We start from the raw sequence: 15,759 nt of genomic DNA on the forward strand, positions 1-15,759 counted from the left end.
GAAGAAAAAGCAATAAATAGGTTGTCTAATCTTTGATTTGCGCTCTCATAACATTTTTCTCCCTCAGCACAGTTATATCCCTAATCTAAGGACATTGCGTTTATCAAATCGAGCTTCTGAAAATAGCGAGAGAGAAATGTTTGTATTTGTGCTTCATAGCGGGCGACATCGATCGCTGTCTCTGGGAGCTTTCTTTGCAAGCTCTCTAGATGGCGATGTAAAAACTTCTCAAAAAATGAAGACGACCAAATGTAGGTAAGAAAAGAATCCTTTAAGAAGCGTCTGTCGGGATTTTCCAACGCCAAAAGAAGATCGAATTGCGCCAAAGCATCCTCAGGAGAACATTCTTCTCTGCGACAGCTAAATACCCCGTCTGCGTCTACACTAAAGGAACCTGAATCTGCCCAATCCATCAAAGGAGACGTTGCTTGTAAAGCATCTCCGTAGCGAATCAATTTCAAAATATCAGGAGAGTAATACTGCTCTTCTATCAAAAAGAGTAGAAGTTCCTCGGCGTGCGCAGTGACTTCAGGACTAAGATCCACTCCCAGTAAGTTCCACTGTCTCACTAAATGTAAAATGATATTGATGTGGACACAATCTTTCTTTAACAGCGAAAGTGTCGTAGATAGGGGCTCAAGTTTCAATATATTTTGTAAACTCTGATCAATATCTAAAGATCGATCCTTAGAATCAACAATCAGAGATTCGTGGAGATCCCCTCGTAAGAACAAGGAAATCAACTCGGAACGCCAATACTCATTCCCTAAGACATCTTGTTGTGTAGTCCACTCCTTTTGCGCAACAATTTCTGGAGGAGTCGCTTCTCGACTAGGTTCTAAAGTCTTGCCTAAAACGAGACCGGAGACAGCAAAAACGATAGCTAAGCTTAAAAGTAAACATCCAAGAGCAAACCCGAGGACCACAGCCCACAATCCGACCTGTGGGAAAATGACAATCATAGCAATAAAAATTAAACAGCTCAAAGCCCCTAGGACTAAAGCTGCGTAATACATTCGCGATGTTCGTTCAGTAAATCTTTCGTTGGAGGAGTTAGCCTCTCCTACAGAAGTAGATGAAGTTACAGGAACAGAGGTTGCCATAAGAATACCCTCTATTCGTAAGCAACTTCAGAAAGTTGCCATTTCTTGGTTAAAGATTGAATCACCCCTTCGCTCTTTAAATCTGTAATCGCTTGTTGAATCGTTTGTATTTCTTCAGGACGATCTTTAGCTACGCCGAGACCACAGCCCAACACCCAACATTCAGGAGGGAGCTCTAATCTTGTTGCAACAAGATTAGGGAAGTCTTTAAGAACGACACGTCCTACCGAGGGTTCTAGAACGGCAACCGGAGATTTCCCATAACGAACTTCCATAATCACCTCCAAGGTGCTATCAAAAGAACGGACACAAATTCCGGGCTGAGATAAAAGATAATGCTCCTGAAACGTTCCTGTCTGAACAGCAACAGAAGAATACTGTGTTAGGGGAAGCACAGGGGTCTCTAAAGACCGCTTAGAAACCACCATCAGCTCTTGAACCTCATCGCCATAATAGGGAAGCAGGGCGATTTCCTTCTGACGCGAAGGAGTAATGGACATTCCTGCTAAAATTGCATCGATACGATGTTTTTTTAAATTTAAAATTAAAGCATCGAAAGCGAATTCTCTAACTTCCAATTGCTTGCCAAGTTTTTCACTAATTGCCTTTGCCAAATCTATATCGAAACCTACAACTTCCCCCTGAGCATCCACATACTCAAAAGGAGGATATGTAGCATTCGTACCTACAATCCAGATGCGATTTCGATCGATTTTAGACTCACAACTTGTTAAAGATAAAGGCATTATAAAAATAAATGCTCTAAAAAAACGGCCTATTTGTTTTATCATGAAAGTTTGCGCTCTATACGCTAAATTCTATCATGTGTTAAAGTTTACATAAAAAAATAAATACATCAAACTCGAAAAAGTTTTAACTTTGAATAATTTTGATTAAAAAACGAGCAATTTTTGAACGTATGTTTCCAATTCCCCCACCACATTGCCCGCCCAATAACAAGAATAATTTTTACCACTTAACGACTGATACTAAAGACCCTCTGTTACTTAGAATTCTACGTACCATAGGATACGTTCTGCTCCATATCATTACTCTTGGTTTGCTTCTTCTGATTCACTACTACAAGCATCATCGGGTTGTCAGAAAAGAAGGCTTGCCAACGCCTCCCACTCTTCCCAAAGGACCAGAGCCAAAAACTATAGAAATTGCCAAACAACCGCCTAAGGATGGTGAAGACAAAAAACCCGATGTTCCCAAGCCGGGCACGCCGCCCCCAGAGGACACACCCCCGCCTCCCCCCAAAGCTCCTTCACCAGCGAGCCCAAAAGTCCCTAAACAACCTGCTGATAAAAAGCCGACTCCACCACCAGAGGCCCCTCCTCCTCCCGTACGGGTGGCTACCCCCATGCCTCTCCGCCCATCTAGTCAAGGCTATTGGCAATGCTTAAATCGCATGGTGAGCATGGTACTAAGACGAGCGCCTCTGCCTCTTCCTGCCATGCAAGTTGATCCAATACTTGGCGACTTTAACCCTCATTTCGTAGCTTCCTATCCCAATCGGATTGATAACGAACCGATGTATTTCCAAATAAAACAGTTCAAGAAAATCGCACAAAATCCGGATCTTCCTCAACAACACCGGCGACTTGCGCAACTCTCTCTTGAACAGGCTCTCTATCTAAATGACAATTACTACCTTGTGAATGTACCGGGAGATGGGAACTGCTTTTATCGTGCCTATGCTGTAGGATGGCTATCTGCTCTCTACGAAGAGAGCAGCAGAAATGATATTGTCTTTGAGCAGGAAGCCACACGTCTCCTTGACCTGCCTTTCGCCTCCTCTTCTCCGGCAAATGCGAATCTTTGTGCAGAAATGGCTGAACTCCTTCAGTTATGCAGTACTTATTGCTCCTTCATAGACCTCTATGACGGGGTGATTCTTTCTCAGAAACACACTGCAACTCTGATAGCCTTTCTAAGAAAACTCTCTGCATATGCGATTCGCCAACAAATCGCAGCTTCAAGTAATGAAGAAACAGCGAGAGCCTTATTTATTTCTGATATGCAGGACGATCTCCTCCCCAGTGTTCTGGAATTTCTTGCTGCAAATCGTCCCTATTCGGAATTGTTCCAAAATCTCATTAATCATTCCGCACTTCCTTACATGCAATCTAGAGACAAACTCTTTCTTCTCTTGGAACATCTGCCCGCTCTCTTTCTTACTGATGCAGAGCTTCAAAAGATGTCTCCAGAAGATCAACAACTTCGAAAGCAATATGAAAGAGAAATACGAGAGGCTTTTGCTAAGCTGAGTCGACGCATTGCTGATTCAGGGTGGGATACTGAGAGATTCAATGCTATAGTCAAAGATCACCTCCCTGAAGCAATCCGATGTCAATACTCTCGCTTTCTTGCAACTATAGAAAACAGACGATCTGGGGATCTCCCTTGGTCTCCAGCTCTTTCTTTCTTTGCTTTTCTATGTACCTGCCCCTCTGTAAGATTTCACAAACTCTGCGCTACTTTCTACAAATCATTAGAGGATATCATCATAGCGTCCGCGCCCCCCCAACGCTCTATACAAGAGATCTTACAAATAAGTAACGCCTCCCTCAGCTACCTTAATGAAGATTTAGATTCTTCTTGGCAACGAGAGGTGATTTCTTCTAACATCATGACTATCCTTACGACTCATGAGAGTTTGACGTTAGAGAGCTCTATGCCTCAACTCGAAACACTACATAAACGCATAGCAAACCTATTAAAGAATGTAATATCCACATCCTTTGAAACCCCTCCTTTAAGCAATCAGCCGGATTTACTTTCAAATCTTGTAAACAAGCTATTAGTCGCAATTCATAGTAAGCTTGAATTAAAAGAGCACTTCAATACTGTCTGCTCGGCAAGAAGTTTACGTTTAACGCGTGATGAAGGCAGTGGTCTCTCACAAGAGCAGGACCTCCTCTATACACAGGCAGTACAGCTCTTATTCTTTATTTTACAGCATCCTCAAGTGAATAATCGTCCAGAAACTAAAGATGCCGTTAAAGAGTTAAAAATGCTTCTACTTCCTTTTCTACAATATGCCTTTAAAAAAGTAGAAAACGAAAAGAAACTCCAAAAACTTCTACGTTCCATTCTAGGGTCTCTAGTACTCAAGCCTCCAGCACGCTATCCTTCAACCCCTTCTAATAAAGATAAAGAGACGTTCTGCAAGTTCTGGTCACGACATCCTGAAGTGATGGTTTTAGATCCCATACTTGAAAAGAACTGTATGCAGTTTCTACGAGCTACTTTCCCAAATTATCAACTGGAAACCGAGGCCATACTCTTAGAAAAGGAAATCGAAAGTACCTTTAGGAATGGGTGGAACGTTTTTTTAACACGGTTAAATCTCTTCGGATCAAAACTGGGTTCGCCTTCTTCTCCCACAGCTTTAAGTGATCAGTTTTCGAAATCTTTTTTAATCTTTTGTTTCCTTAACAACTACCCTAAACTTCTACAAAAAAAGACTCCGCTAGCTGCTCGATTAGACGCTTTCCAAAGAGAGGCTTCTCATAGATTTACACAAGTAAAAGATAAGCTTTTACTTTCGTTAAAATACGGTTTCCCTCTAGCTACAGCGACTATAAATCAATACTCTAGAGCTCGAGATCAGTTGATTTGTAATCTCTTAAAAAACACGGTCACAGCATCTGATGGTTTCTGTCGCTCTGGTTTTAGACAATCACTGATAGGCTACCTCCACTCCCTAAGTTCTAATGAACTCGGTGATATCTTGGATGACGTCAAAGAGCAAGCTGAGGCTAACGACGTCGCTGCTATGACTACTGTACCTTTGCAGCCGTTTGCTGTTTGTCTGATCATGTCTGATCGAGATACTGTCTCAGAAGAAAATATTGAAAACTTTGTTGCGATGCATGGATTTTTAAATACAATTTCTCCGGAAAGAGACGCTCGTATCTTCTTAATCCGCTTCCCCAACCACTACGGTTGTCTCTTGCCTAGAAACCCTAGAACTGAAGATCAGAACTCAAAACCGGACAGCTCAAATCCCTAGTTTTGCATGAGGTACTTATTCTTACGTTTACCTATCCCCTACCGCGCACCCTCAAACAGCATCCTGACGAGGTCCATACCGTTCCTATTTCTCCAAATCTATCGTTTGGAGAAGGATCGCCAATACTGATCGCAGGCCCCTGCACCTTAGAAAGTTACGAGCATACAGTCTCTTCAGCTCTTACAGTTAAAGAAGCAGGAGCTCAGGTATTCCGAGGATCAATCAGAAAACCACGGACAAGCCCATTTTCGTTTCAAGGATGGGAGAAAGAGTGTGTGCTTTGGCATAAGGAAGCACAGAGCATCCATGGTCTCCCTACAGAAACCGAAGTTTTAGATGTCCGAGATGTTGAAATTACTGCCGAACATGTGGATATCCTCCGTATCGGAGCCAAAAACATGCATAACACCCCTCTTTTACAAGAGGTCAGCAAATCACATCGTCCGATTATCCTAAAACGCAGTCCAGCAGCTACTCTTGAAGAGTGGCTATGCGCAGCGGAGTACATCCTTGCTTCTTCTCCCTCCTGTCCTGGGGTAATCCTTTGTGAACGAGGAATTCGTACCTTTGAGCACTCTACGCGCTACACGCTAGATCTCAATACCGTGGCTCTCCTTAAAGAGATCTCTTCTCTCCCTGTAATTGTAGATCCTTCCCACGCAGCGGGGAAGCGTTCTCTAGTTCTTCCTCTCGCCTCTGCTGGTCTCTCGGTAGGTGCCGACGGTCTGATGATCGAAGTGCATGCACACCCTGAAAAGGCTCTTTGTGACGCGAAGCAACAGATCACGCCCGAGGAGCTTCACCTATTTGCTAAAAAGCACTTCTGCCCATCAGAATCACGGGCTCATGCGATTTCTTGAAATCGGTTGATGATTCTCAAATAAAAGAGACTAAAAAATCTTTTATTTGAGAACTCTTAAATTAAACTTAACCAAATACTTTTAAAAAGTTTATTAGAAATTTTGTTTTATTATATTTAATATAAATATTTTTATTGAATAGTAAATACTATTTTCACTATCTAACAGCCAATTGGAAGAACGCCAACACGCGTCTTTCTTTGGAGGTTTATGATAAAACAAGCGTGTAAATTTTACCTTTTACAGTGTTTACTTTGCGCTCTGTATTGGCTATTAAAGTATTGCAGAAAGCTTCTTAAGGGCACTCTTCACCATTCTGAAGAGACGCTCTATCAAGCCCTGCTCTCCTCTCTTATCGACCTGCTCTATCAGTTAAAACAGCTTCCCGCCCCTACGAATGAATAATAAAAAATAAAACGAACCCCTCTTCTTCTTGGAAAAGAAGGAGAGGTATCAGATTCTAAACACAACTTAAAAAACTGACGATCTCTTACTAAGCGCAACCTATCAGATCTAAGAGAAACCTAAACAACTCAGGATCTATTTTAGTTATATCTTCTCATGCAGTGGTTATCTAAGTTTGCGTTTTGACTTTGTTTTTCCAAGTGATCTCAATAAATCCTACAAAGGAAAAGGCGACTAGAGAACCTATCCAAGCCAATAGCTCCCCAAACATCCCCAAAGAGACTATCTGAACCCATCCATAGCCCAGAGCACCAACGAGCACTCCTGCCCAAGCAGCAGCTCCGCTCACACGGCGACCTTTAGGAGCTAGAAGATAGAAACCCACAGGGACTGAAAGACAACACACTGACAGGCTATAGCTTAAAATCAAGACATCTACGATGTTTGTAAAACCAATAGCAACAAGAGGAGCTGCAACCGCCAAACCCAATACTAAATAACGATAATAAGGGGCTTTCAACGTAGGGTATTCTTCAGCGATTAGCTGGCTTACAGCATTCATAAGAGAGTCCGCGGTAGAGAGAATCGCAACGCCGATGGCAGCAGCCATCACAGCTGCTAGTGAGGGATTGCAAAAATATGCAATGGTATCAATCAGAGGGCATCCTGCTTTAAGGCCTGCTTTAGCTCCTAAAGAACCTAAAAATAAAGGGATAAAGTTAAAAAGAAGAAGAACAAGGCCTGCGCCTACAGCCGCCCATTGCAAGCGTTTTGGAGAGGAGGCAGCCACACACCTTTGCACCATATCCTGCTCAACAAGCATAAAGAGCATAGGCATGAATATCCAATTGGAAAGCTTCGCACAAGGAAGTGATTGGAAAGGATCCAACACAGACAAGGATTTAGGGACAGAGAGCCATACAGAAACACCACAGACGAGCACCGCAATAAGAAGAAATCCTGCTTGGATCACATCAGTACGTACGACCCCGCGAAACCCTCCTGTTGAGGTATAGGATGCTAAGACAATCCAAAATGCTACGGTTACGTACTTGCCAAAAGGGAAGCTGCTAAACAACCGATCTAAAGCAATCACCTGAGCGACCAGGATGAAAAATAAGGAACCTGCGGATAATAAAAATGCGATCTTACGGAGCTTTTTAGAACCATAAAACACTTCAAAGATAGAGACTACGGTCGTTAACGATCCCTCTGCCAACCGCTTCCCGGGCCCCATTCCTAAGAAAATCAACCCTAAAGCGACTCCTAAAGGATAAAGAATCCCCCCATAACCATAACAGAAGGCCTCTTCAGCAGCCCCAAGAAGTACACCGCCACCGATTTGGGTGGCAATGAATGTCATCATCAAAGGAAAGATTTTTAAACTCCTTCCTGCAAGAAAATAGCTCTCGCGATCTTCTACCTTTTTGCTACCACGACGTCCCACGTACAAGCAGATTCCCTGAATAGCTATCAGGAAAAATAAAAATAATGAAAAATTCATAAAATAAAGAACTCCACAACCTAAATGAAAAATATTTCCTTTAAGCAAGCTACGGTGCTGAGCTTAAAGATAGAAATGCTAGGAAAATTAGGAGTGGTGATGGAGATAACGTCCAGAATAACGAAATCTTAACGAGAATAGAGATTCAAAAAACAAATCTGATTTTATATACAGGTTGTGCATGACATACAGGCTCTGAGCTTACGCTCTTCATAAATTATAAAAGCTACCAGATAAAAATCTATAACAAAGTTTTCTATCTCCAAAGACTTAAAAATGAAAGAATAAAGTCAGTCTGAAAAATTATTTTTAAGAAATAGAAATTACAACTGCGTGGTTTTTCTTCTATATCTTGAATAATTTTATTAATATTTATTTGAAAATAGAGAAAAGAGCACCCGCTGCTGCACTTCGCAGCGAAGGAGCTTCGTGATGGCAGCAGTCTAGAAGAAAAGGCACAGCATCAAGATTCTCAGAAAAAGCAACGCTCTCTAAGATTGCTAATTTATCTTGCCAACGGCTGTCATTATAAAGTTGAGAGACCCTCTGTAGGGAAGCTTGATCTTTTTTCTGACATAGCGAGGCTAACGCTCCTTCCAACTTTGCTGCAAAGCAAGCATCTGTAACCAAATCCTCAGAAGTTTTCACATCTCCCTCTTCCCAGAACATTCCAGAAAAAAAGCTCCATCCCTGAGCTTGCTGTCCTGAAAGGAACGTTGCTGTTACAGCCTTGGCTTGGCTATAGCGAGCTACTGCCAAAAGGCGAATGAGCTTCCTACCAATCTCACGTTTAATCATATCCGAATATAGAGGGAAGGTATCACCACGTAAATTCCATTGTGCATCCCATAAGAAATACTCTATAGCCCAGCACATTTCAGGATTGGAGAGGTAGCGAGCAATCACATCTCCAGCTCTTTCAATATCTTCACGGCTCACAAGAAGCAAAATGGAGAGGTTCGCAGCAGCCTTTCGAGAAGAAAGGCTCTCCAAATGCTCCTTTGCCAAAGGGACTCCATGGATTCCTAAAGAGCAGAGAGCCGCCGAAGCTGCCTCACACACAAGAGGTTGAGGAGAGCGCAAGCCCTCAACCAGAGAGTCTCTGCCCAAAGGGTCTCCATGCAGATGGAGAAGTGCAGCAGCTTGAAAACGTACTTTTGCAAATGGAGAAGTGCACATCACATGGCGCACTTTACTAAGAAACTCTTTGTGATTCTGTAGCTGATGACTCCAAGCTAAAGCAGAAAGTAAGAGAGACTCCTGCACTTCAGGATGCTCTACAGATAAGAGTTCTGTAAAAATCTCAGTAGTCTCTGGCAACATACCGTTACGCAACACTTCACAAGTGAACAACGCTTGATCAATATCGTCCTTAGCTACACCCGTCTCTAGAAATTGAGAAGAGAGTTCCAAGCAAGCCTTCCACGCCTCTCGACGTTCTACACTATCTACAAGTTTGTTCTCAGCACGCTCTCTTAAAAATGGCAATAGCTCCTCTATCTGTAAAAGAGCGACCACCTGATATGCTGTAATCCGAACATGAATAGAATCATCATTACGGGCAAGCTCTACAATGGCCTTTTTTAAACTTTCAGAGCCATAGTTCACAGCAACCTGAAGAGCCAAAGATCGAACAATAGCACTGTCATCATTACAACTTTGGAGCAGGAGAGGGACCAAGCGAAAATCTCTAGCAAGCCCAATAGCAAGGACACTCACAGCACGAACGGTCACGGAAGGATTTTCGATTCCCTCACGCAGAACTTGAATCCCAAATTCTTCTAAGACATCGCGATCATGAGCTAACTCTGGATAGGAAATCTGACACTTCTTAAAACTTCTAAACCAATCATCAAAAGAAGAATTTTGAGCCAGAGCCCTTAAAACTAGCTTAGCCTGAAGTAAAGAATACTCTTTAGACTCCAAAAGGCCTATGCCCTCTTCTGAAACTTTTGCAAAATCTTGGATCAACAATTGATAACGGAGGGACTCCGAGCCGAACAAGGATCCACAGAAACAAAAGAAAATTAGGCTATAGCACCTAAAGGACGCCCACCTAAAAGATGAATATGTAAGTGAAATACCGCCTGTCCTCCTTCAGCACCGTTGTTGATAACCACACGATACCCATCGGCAATTCCAAATTCTGCAGCAAGCTCTTGCACGATCTTTCCAGCCTCTGCCATTAAAATCATCTCATCCCCTGGGATATCCTGAAATCGTGGTATAGGTTTTTTAGGAATGATAAGAAGATGAACAGGAGCTTGAGGAAAACGATCTTTTATAGCTATGAAATTTTCGTTTTCAAATACCTTTTCACAATCTATCAATCCATCGATAATTTGTTTGAATACTGTCATATGATCCCTCGATCTTGTAACGTTAACCGCAAAGCACGTTGGCAACTTTCTCTATTTGTCCATACAGAAAGGAAAAGACCTTTATGGCAGAACACAGCCCCAGGAATCCCTGATACTTTGGACAACTCTTTACCTAACAAACCTGCCCAATTCTCAGGGAAAGGAACACGAACTTCCATACGGCGATCTAAATTCGGAGGAATCCCTCGTAAAATCCATTGATCGCAGGAAGGAAAACAAACAAAAGCTGCAGGGTGCTTCTCTCCCCCTAAAAAAAAGAAATTTTCTTGCCATGCTAAAGGACGATCAAAATATAAACACATATCCTCGGTTTCCATGGCTTCTCTGACAATCCCCCTACAAACTCGATCATACTGAAACTTCTTCCTTAGCCGACACAAAAAGTCGATGGTAAAATGCAAAGCACAAGAAAAATCCGCATCCGAATTAGTTTCTTCTTCCTCGCGAGGATTATAAATTTTAATAATATCAGAAAACGAACAAAATCCCTCCTTAGAGAAGAATCTGCCATTATCTTGTTCATCCACACCATGTACCAAAGTGTTGTTAAGGAAATGATATTCTTCACAATCCATATAACCAAACTCTTTAAGATAATGCAGAATCATACCTGCACTACTCCAAGATCCATCATAAGAGACTTGATGATGATCAAAACGCTTGTTTTCTATAGAATAAACACCACCGACATCACAAACATATTCACATTTCGATAATACGACAGGATCTCGAGAGCGTATAATTTTATTTTCATCCACAAGATCGAAAATAATAAGGAGAGCACACGCTGTGACCTCATCCGCATGGAAAGAACCATCGTGAGTACCAATGCTTCTTGGAATCTGCATACCTACTATCCTCCTTAGCCAATCCTCCATTGTAACCAGAGAGAAATAATTCTCAATTGCAAAGACTATTCTTTACATTTTACTCAATCTCTCCAAGAGAAAGTTTCTGCCCTATTTTCTAAGAAACTTTTTTCCTAAAATTCCCTTCCACAACACAATTTTCTCGTTCCAAGACCCCCTCCTTGACAAATTGCACAAAATTATAACAACAAGCAGAATGAAGTCCTTGTAGGAAATTCTTCTGGAAACGCTAGTCTTAGAAGCGCAAAGAGGGACCTTACCTATTGCTTTTAACTTTAAAATACGATGAATTATGTATAACCTACTCCACGCGCATCATGATGCAGCCTCCCCAGACGGACGACTCGTTTCCCATTTGAAAAAACTCTCGCCCCACATTTACGAAGGAGAGGTCCTCATTGAGAATATTCCTGCGTACTTTCTTGGATTTCATCTGCCTCAACAGTGTATACAAGTAAATTTAAAAAGTTCCTTAGCCCAACTAGGTGTCGAAGCCGTTTTAAACCACTTGGAGCTAAATAAAGCCCGAAAAGAAGCTCGTCTACACGTTCTCTTCATGAGCCAAGATCCTATAGCCACTGCTATGTTGGAGCTCCTAGAGCCTGGAAGTTTTGTCTGCAAGCTCTTTGCTGCTGATGATCGCCGACTCGTACGTTCGCCTTGTTATCTCAACAGGATGTTTACGCACACAGACCGTACAGGATCTCCGCTCCTACGCTTTGGGAAAAAACTTGAGCACTTCATCACTCTAGAGATCATTAATGATCGGCTTGTTGTCTTCCTTCCGATCCTTCCAGGAACAATCTGTTACGAAGAGACAATTTATGGGTTCCTTCCCTTAATGAGCAAATCACTCACGCGTCCCCATTTAAAAATACGTAAGTTTCTTCCTTTGTATCAAATGGTAACAGATCGTCCTCCCGTTCCCGAAGATCATAAAATTCTTCTCATAAAGACAGAGCCTCTGCACATCCGAACCGTATTTGCAAGAGTCGTTCAGGACTTACTCCCCCAAGGGCTTCGTCACACCGCAGCGGATATTCTCGAACCTACCACACAAGAATCTGGAGATATTTATGAATTCTACGGCAGCACTTCAGAACCTATTGAGAGAATACCTTTAGAATTTTTTACTCTTGAGCCTTACAAAGAGCATTCGTTTTTCTTCTATAGAGATATGCTCCAGGAAACCTTAGAATCTCCTCAAGAGGTATTTCGTGTTTTTGAATCCATACCGGAAGGCGAAGATCAAGCTGCGATGTTTATCTCCAAAGGTAGTGAGCTGCTTGAGCTCTCCCAAGACTCTTGGATCATCAAACCTCGAATCTCCCCATCAGATGAAAGACATGCTAGGGAAATTCAAAAGCACATTGAAGACCAACCTTGTTTCCCTTTTTTAAAAGCCATGGAAACAGATCATATCACAAGCCAAGGAGTTTTATTTTCCCGCTACTTCCCTTCAGCATCGCTGAAGGGCATGTTCCTCTCTAACTACTCTCGCTATTACCTGCAACATATCTATTTTCAGATTCCCTCTCCCACTTCTGGAGAGTTTTTCTCGAATCGAGATCGCTCTTTCCTTCTCGATCTATATTTTGCAGGAATTTCTGTATTTTGGGCAGACTTAGAATCGAAACGACTCTTACAATACATCAAACGCAGAAATAAAGATGTGGGCATGTTTGTCCCTAAACATCAAGCTGAACAGTTTGCTCAATCCTACTTTATAGGAATTCATGGTTCCTGCCTAATCGCTGGGGATTATGATGAGTTTCTCCGTGAGCTCCTGACAGGAATGCATACTCTTTCTCAGCAATTCACGATCCCAGAATTTCCACCACAGACACCGTTAGCAATCCTTACAGGAGGGGGTTCTGGAGCTATGGAACTCGCGAATCGTGTAGCTACAGAACTCTCCATACTCTCTTGTGGGAATCTAATTAGCTTGGATACCACGAATGCCTATGTAGAAGCTAAAATGAGCTATGCTATTCCTGATCTTTTAGAACGTCAGGCCGACTTCCATGTCGACCTTGCTGTATTTGTTATCGGAGGCATGGGAACCGATTTCGAACTCCTTCTGGAGCTTATTAGTCTCAAAACAGGGAAAAAAGCTCTTGTTCCCGTCTTCCTAATCGGACCTGTAGACTATTGGAAATCCAAGATCACAGCTTTGTATAATTCCAATCATGCTGTAGGAACCATTCGAGGTTCTGAATGGGTACACAACTGCCTATTCTGCCTATCCTCAGCAAAGGCAGGCATTGCAATCTTCCGCAGATATCTCAATCATACGCTGCCCATAGGACCTGAACACCCTGTCCCTGAAGATGGTTTTGTTATCGTTTAGAATCCATAGGTAAGACGGAAACCGTAGTAATTACACGGTTCACGAATGAATTGGCCTTCTTTAGAAAATCCCTGATGATATTCTAAAACAGCACGGATTTTCCTTCCGATTTCTTGAAATTTGGCCCACTCCATGCCTAAAATATAGCTTTGATCCAAGCCAAATTTCTGTTCTTCCCAACAACGGAAATGCATCGCGAAAATCGGTTGTGCGTGGAGATTTCCTTCTCTCAGACCAAAAGGTCTGAGTTCCGCACCCCATTCACAGTAAAACGGCCGCTCAGGAAAAGTAAGATCCCTACTTACAATATAACCGCAGCCGCCATACAAGCGGATCTGTGGTGTGTAACGAAACGAAATGAAGAGATCGACGCCCTCATCACTCAAATTAAATCTTGGGAAATTTGGATGCGTAAGAATAAACTCATCTCCTAAATGGGACGAGAGGTGCCACAATCGAAACCTAAAACTCCATTTATCTATAGCCCCTGACCAGAGTCCGGCAACAAAGAAATCTGAATTTACCATGCACGATTCAGGATGATCTAAATCAAAAACTGAGAAGACTCCTCCTTGAATTCCGAAATCACAATCTACATGGAATCGAGAAACATCAAAAAGACGCAGGAGAATAAAATCTCCCCCAAAGATGGTAGCACCTACCCGATTCCCCACGACCTTCTCATTAAAACGAATGCCAGCACTGTTGGTAACCTGACGAGGATCTGCAATCAAAGGAGAAAACAAAATGGTATTTTGAGGTAACCATACCCCTTCTTTGCCGCAGAAAATTGGCATTCCTAAAGTTTTCTCTTTAGGGAGTAAGGGACGCTCCGCAGAAGATCTCGTTATGCATTCACCATAAGGACGCTCGCAAATCTCCACAGCACATATGAAGGGAAGATCCCTAACAAAGTTGGTAATGGCTTCTGATAAACTCGAATCTACAGGCAAAGAGAAAAGATACGCTCTATTCTTCTCAATAACAACTTGCGTACGGCTATCTAAAAAATGCATGTCCAAAAGAGACTGCACATAACCTGTAAGATAACAGTCGTTTTCATAGTTCCAGAGATGATCCGGCAGCTGATCCGAACGTAAAACAGACTTAGTTTCGTATTTGCAATCGGGGCACAAAGGCTCTCCCCCAGCGATGCCACCCACAAAGAGTACCAAGAAGCTAAAGAGCCAACAAAACCAAGAATAGCAAGAGTGAAAAGCTGTCTTCATCGTAAAGACAGTGTATAGAGAAGAAAGTATTTATTTCGCAATATTGTATAGCAATTCTTAAAACTAAGAGACCCTAACTCTTTTCATTGATCTTTCCGATCTGTGAAGAGAGGAATTCACAACAGACCTACAAACATCTCCATGTAGAATCAGCTTGTTTCCTTCTAGAATCTCCGTTGAAAATCCACTGGTCTTCTCCTTATGGATTCCCTCCCTTCTACCGCAGAGACCTAAAACTCTGAACCCTCTTAATGAAGAGAAGGAGGGATCTCAGCTCTGATCCGGATTAGCTGTCTTTCCAATGGACGTGCTTGCCTTTGGGGTCTTTGTTTCCAGGCTTTTTCAAGATCCCTTTGGGTGTCTCTATAAATGAGGTCTCAGCATCTTCTTGTTTTCTCTCTACACCACTCTGTTTTGGACTGCGTGTGTAAGTTCGCAAACGTATGTAAGGGTGCGTTGGAGAAAAACTTGAGGGAGAACGCTTCTTGCTTCCACGTCCTGTAAACGTTCTAATCCATTGAACAAATCTGCCAACGAATCCTTTGCTTGTCTTCGAATGAGAACCTTCTGTCTTGGATTATTTGAAATGGGCTTCTGAAATGCCTTTGACCTTCTTCTCTAAAGAAGCTTTCCCCGTCTTAGAACCCGAGGTCACCCCAACTGAAGCACTCTTATGCTTTCTACGAATCCCACCACGACGATGCAAGCGAGAGTTCCCTGAAAGGGGTACATCCTTTTTCCCATCTTCTGGAGAAGGATTCCTACCCCTATAACTTCCATAAGGATTGACCCTTATCATAATTACCTAAAAAATTTTTTCAAATCTTATCCTTTAATTATAGTGAGCAAATTAGAAAAGATTTAAAAAACTTTTAATAAACAGAATTATAAATATATCTTAATAATTAACCGAAACTACAGAGCACTCCTTGCCTTTATAGAGGCGGTTAAAGAAAAATCAGAAAATGGCTATCCAAAAAGCTGGGGCTTTCTTAAGATGTCTTCCAAGTGAATCACGCCCTTACCTGGAGCACGCT

13 protein-coding genes are annotated in these 15,759 nt (G+C 42.2%); 4 read left to right on the forward strand and 9 right to left on the reverse strand.

The features are described 5' to 3' along the window. Positions 1-80 precede the first annotated feature (80 nt). The gene (locus tag CPB_RS05810) at positions 81-1,103 is read right to left on the reverse strand and encodes a hypothetical protein (protein ID WP_233417560.1); all 1,023 of its coding nucleotides are present in this window, start codon (positions 1,101-1,103) and stop codon (positions 81-83) included. Positions 1,104-1,114: 11 nt separating this feature from the next. After that, positions 1,115-1,894, reverse strand: coding sequence for a transporter substrate-binding domain-containing protein (locus CPB_RS02445; RefSeq protein ID WP_010883120.1), 780 nt, complete (start codon positions 1,892-1,894; stop codon positions 1,115-1,117). A gap of 98 nt (positions 1,895-1,992) precedes the next feature. Here CPB_RS02445 and CPB_RS02450 point away from each other — a divergent pair, with 98 nt between their 5' ends. The 3 genes from CPB_RS02450 (at position 1,993) to CPB_RS02460 (ending at position 6,389) form a co-directional block, all read left to right on the forward strand. Beyond that, complete coding sequence (locus CPB_RS02450) at positions 1,993-5,124, forward strand: hypothetical protein (protein WP_041466962.1); 3,132 nt, start codon at positions 1,993-1,995, stop codon at positions 5,122-5,124. Between the two features lie 2 nt (positions 5,125-5,126). Further along, a complete protein-coding gene (gene aroF, locus CPB_RS02455) occupies positions 5,127-5,984 on the forward strand; it encodes a 3-deoxy-7-phosphoheptulonate synthase (RefSeq protein ID WP_010883122.1) in 858 nt (285 codons plus the stop codon). A 210-nt stretch (positions 5,985-6,194) separates the two neighbouring features. Continuing rightward, positions 6,195-6,389 (forward strand): hypothetical protein, encoded by a 195-nt coding sequence (locus CPB_RS02460; protein ID WP_010883123.1) that lies wholly within the window; start codon positions 6,195-6,197, stop codon positions 6,387-6,389. A gap of 169 nt (positions 6,390-6,558) precedes the next feature. Here CPB_RS02460 and CPB_RS02465 read toward each other — a convergent pair whose 3' ends face one another. From CPB_RS02465 to CPB_RS02480, 4 genes are all read right to left on the reverse strand, one after another. Continuing rightward, positions 6,559-7,893, reverse strand: a complete 1,335-nt coding sequence (locus CPB_RS02465) for a sodium:solute symporter family protein (protein ID WP_011126162.1) — start codon at positions 7,891-7,893, stop codon at positions 6,559-6,561. Between the two features lie 372 nt (positions 7,894-8,265). After that, the gene (locus tag CPB_RS02470) at positions 8,266-9,897 is read right to left on the reverse strand and encodes a HEAT repeat domain-containing protein (protein WP_010883125.1); all 1,632 of its coding nucleotides are present in this window, start codon (positions 9,895-9,897) and stop codon (positions 8,266-8,268) included. Positions 9,898-9,920: 23 nt separating this feature from the next. Continuing rightward, complete coding sequence (locus CPB_RS02475) at positions 9,921-10,253, reverse strand: histidine triad nucleotide-binding protein (protein WP_010883126.1); 333 nt, start codon at positions 10,251-10,253, stop codon at positions 9,921-9,923. Then, a complete protein-coding gene (locus CPB_RS02480) occupies positions 10,250-11,122 on the reverse strand; it encodes an MYG1 family protein (protein WP_010895332.1) in 873 nt (290 codons plus the stop codon). Before CPB_RS02480 ends, CPB_RS02475 begins: the two co-directional genes overlap by 4 nt. Before the next feature lie 313 nt (positions 11,123-11,435). Here CPB_RS02480 and CPB_RS02485 point away from each other — a divergent pair, with 313 nt between their 5' ends. After that, positions 11,436-13,493 carry an LOG family protein gene (locus tag CPB_RS02485; RefSeq protein ID WP_010883128.1) on the forward strand — a complete coding sequence of 686 codons (2,058 nt, stop codon included), beginning with the start codon at positions 11,436-11,438 and terminating at the stop codon, positions 13,491-13,493. On the opposite strand, the gene CPB_RS02490 is transcribed toward CPB_RS02485, so the two are convergent. From CPB_RS02490 to CPB_RS02505, 3 genes are all read right to left on the reverse strand, one after another. After that, on the reverse strand, positions 13,490-14,722 hold the full coding sequence (locus CPB_RS02490) for a DUF1207 domain-containing protein (protein WP_010892004.1): 1,233 nt from the start codon (positions 14,720-14,722) through the stop codon (positions 13,490-13,492). The genes CPB_RS02485 and CPB_RS02490 overlap by 4 nt on opposite strands. Before the next feature lie 286 nt (positions 14,723-15,008). Continuing rightward, positions 15,009-15,161 carry a hypothetical protein gene (locus tag CPB_RS05725; protein ID WP_010883131.1) on the reverse strand — a complete coding sequence of 51 codons (153 nt, stop codon included), beginning with the start codon at positions 15,159-15,161 and terminating at the stop codon, positions 15,009-15,011. A gap of 138 nt (positions 15,162-15,299) precedes the next feature. Further along, complete coding sequence (locus tag CPB_RS02505; protein WP_010883132.1) at positions 15,300-15,521, reverse strand: hypothetical protein; 222 nt, start codon at positions 15,519-15,521, stop codon at positions 15,300-15,302. Positions 15,522-15,759: the final 238 nt, after the last annotated feature.

The organism is Chlamydia pneumoniae TW-183, from assembly GCF_000007205.1.
GTDB lineage: Bacteria > Chlamydiota > Chlamydiia > Chlamydiales > Chlamydiaceae > Chlamydia > Chlamydia pneumoniae.

Excerpts from the sequence above, each read along its gene's own strand:
- CPB_RS02475 (WP_010883126.1), bottom strand. The coding sequence starts at position 10,253 with ATGACAGTATTCAAACAAATTATCGATGGATTGATAGATTGTGAAAAG.
- CPB_RS02505 (WP_010883132.1), bottom strand. The coding sequence starts at position 15,521 with ATGATAAGGGTCAATCCTTATGGAAGTTATAGGGGTAGGAATCCTTCT.
- CPB_RS02485 (WP_010883128.1), top strand. The coding sequence starts at position 11,436 with ATGTATAACCTACTCCACGCGCATCATGATGCAGCCTCCCCAGACGGA.
- CPB_RS02480 (WP_010895332.1), bottom strand. The coding sequence starts at position 11,122 with ATGCAGATTCCAAGAAGCATTGGTACTCACGATGGTTCTTTCCATGCG.
- CPB_RS02465 (WP_011126162.1), bottom strand. The coding sequence starts at position 7,893 with ATGAATTTTTCATTATTTTTATTTTTCCTGATAGCTATTCAGGGAATC.
- CPB_RS02490 (WP_010892004.1), bottom strand. The coding sequence starts at position 14,722 with ATGAAGACAGCTTTTCACTCTTGCTATTCTTGGTTTTGTTGGCTCTTT.
- CPB_RS05810 (WP_233417560.1), bottom strand. The coding sequence starts at position 1,103 with ATGGCAACCTCTGTTCCTGTAACTTCATCTACTTCTGTAGGAGAGGCT.
- CPB_RS02445 (WP_010883120.1), bottom strand. The coding sequence starts at position 1,894 with ATGATAAAACAAATAGGCCGTTTTTTTAGAGCATTTATTTTTATAATG.
- CPB_RS02460 (WP_010883123.1), top strand. The coding sequence starts at position 6,195 with ATGATAAAACAAGCGTGTAAATTTTACCTTTTACAGTGTTTACTTTGC.